The organism is Kitasatospora sp. NPDC088783 (genome assembly GCF_044750705.1).
In the GTDB taxonomy this organism is placed as follows: domain Bacteria; phylum Actinomycetota; class Actinomycetes; order Streptomycetales; family Streptomycetaceae; genus Kitasatospora; species Kitasatospora fiedleri.
Map to the genome: position 1 here is coordinate 1 of NZ_JBIVKJ010000017.1, position 1,920 is coordinate 1,920.

Genomic DNA, 1,920 nt, shown 5'->3' on the forward strand with positions numbered 1-1,920 from the left:
CCGCGACGGCGACGAGCTCTGCGCCCGGCTCCGCGACGGGCTCCACGGCGACGGGCTCCACGGCGACGGGCTCCACGGCCGGCTCGGCGACGGCGCCCGGCTCGGCGACGGCGCCCGGCTCCGCGACGGCGCCCGGCTCCGCGACGGCGCCCGGCTCCGCGACGGCGACGAGCTCTGCGCCCGGCTCCGCGACGGCGCCCGGCTCCGCGACGGCGACGAGCTCTGCGCCCGGCTCCGCGACGGGCTCCACGGCGACGGGCTCCACGGCGACGGGCTCCACGGCCGGCTCGGCGACGGCGGCCGACTCCGCGACGGCGGCCGACTCCGCGACGGGCTCCACGGCGACGGGCTCCACGGCCGGCTCGGCGACGGCGCCCGGCTCGGCGACGGCGCCCGGCTCCGCGACGGGCTCCGCGGCGACGAGCTCCGCGGCGACGGGTTTCGGGAGAGTGCGTCGCGGCGACGGAACAACTTCAACAACTGAAGAGGGAGCTTTACGTTCCTTCTCCGCCGCTTCATCGCCAAGGAACCCGCCTTGGTCAGCATCATTGCCGACGTGAGCGACCGCATCGAAGTCGAACTTCCTGACTTTCCCGCGTCGAGCAGGAGGTGTCATCCTGCAGCCTCCAGCTCTGATGCCGCCTGGGCTCGGTCGGCCTCACTGATTCTGTTGAGGAGCTCCTGCGTGAGGGTCTCGTACCACTTGCTTGCGGCGTAGCCGGGCTCATCGATCACGATTGGCCGACTGATGCCGTACGAAGCAGAGATCTGTGGGCTCGCGTTGATTATGGCGCTGAACGGCTGGAGATCATGCTTGACAAGATACTCGTCTACCGCATCCGTCTCGGGGGTACGCCGCGATTTGGGCTGAGCTTCGTTGAGGATCGTGCCGAGAAAGACCGGGTTGCAGAGACCATCAGTGCGCTTCGGGATCCGCATGACACTGTTTCGTACAACACGAGCGCCATCGGCTGTGGCGATCTTCGGGTTGCACACGGCCACCACATAGTCCGCAGCCGCGAGGCCGAGCGAGGCCAGAGCGTCGTTTGAAGGAGGCGTATCGATCAAGATGAAATCGAAGTAGCCGCCCACCTCGCGGAGAATGAGCTGCCTGAGGGTTGCCATGGCCTCCCAGCCACGCTTAGCGATCTCGCCCTTAGCCCGCTCGGTGAGACTCATAACAGAGCCCAGGACCCAGAGGGAACCTGATCCCTCGAAACCCTTCAAGAGGGCGGTCCGGTCGATCATCCGCTCGATGAGGCGCGGAGTGATGTCGAGCCGAGGGTCGTCCAAGGCGATCTCGGTGCCTACCTTGCCGAAGGCAGAGATATCTTCGATCACGTCAAGGAAGTCTACGACTGCGCTTCCGACGTCCTTCGGCTTCTGAGCGAAGGCTCCGAAGGACACCCCCAACTGGCCTTGGAGCTCGAGGTCGATCGTCCCGACGACGAAGCCAGCGCTGGCCAGGCTTGCTGCGAGGTTGGCAGTTGTGGTTGTTTTCCCGACCCCGCCTTTCTGGCTGGCCACTACCACAACGCGTGTTCTCTTGCCCGGAACGATGCCCTGGGGTGGAGCCATCATCGGAGTCAGCTACCTCTCATCGGCGCGGCCTCAACGGGCACAGCCCCATGGATCGACTCGGGGGACCACGTGAGACTGACAGCGTCACATTTTCGGGGGCCAGGCTAGCAGCAGGATCGGAAAGCCTGGCAACTTGAGCGGACGGGCGTGTCGTAGCTCCACGAAGATGAACCTGCCAATGTTGCTCATGCCCCAATTTGTTCCTTATTTATAGTTTTGCGTTATGGCGCAGCGTTGCTTCAAGTGAGCCGCCGGGTTGGTGGCGTGGCGGCACGGTGGGGCGGTGACTCGGCAGCGCGGTGGGCTGGTGATGCGGTGATGCGGCCGACAGCGCGGCAG

At 66.1% G+C, this 1,920-nt stretch carries 2 protein-coding genes; one reads left to right on the forward strand and one right to left on the reverse strand.

Annotated features, from left to right (window positions below):
* On the forward strand, window positions 1–484 hold a 484-nt coding region (locus ACIP60_RS31795; protein ID WP_400691096.1), incomplete at its 5' end, for a hypothetical protein.
* Window positions 485–612: 128 nt separating this feature from the next.
* Here ACIP60_RS31795 and ACIP60_RS31800 read toward each other — a convergent pair.
* Window positions 613–1,578, reverse strand: coding sequence for a ParA family protein (locus tag ACIP60_RS31800; protein ID WP_400691099.1), 966 nt, complete (start codon window positions 1,576–1,578; stop codon window positions 613–615).
* Window positions 1,579–1,920 lie beyond the last annotated feature (342 nt).

Bases quoted from the DNA above. Each gene is read 5' to 3' on its own strand.
- ACIP60_RS31800 (WP_400691099.1), bottom strand. From the start codon at position 1,578: ATGGCTCCACCCCAGGGCATCGTTCCGGGCAAGAGAACACGCGTTGTG.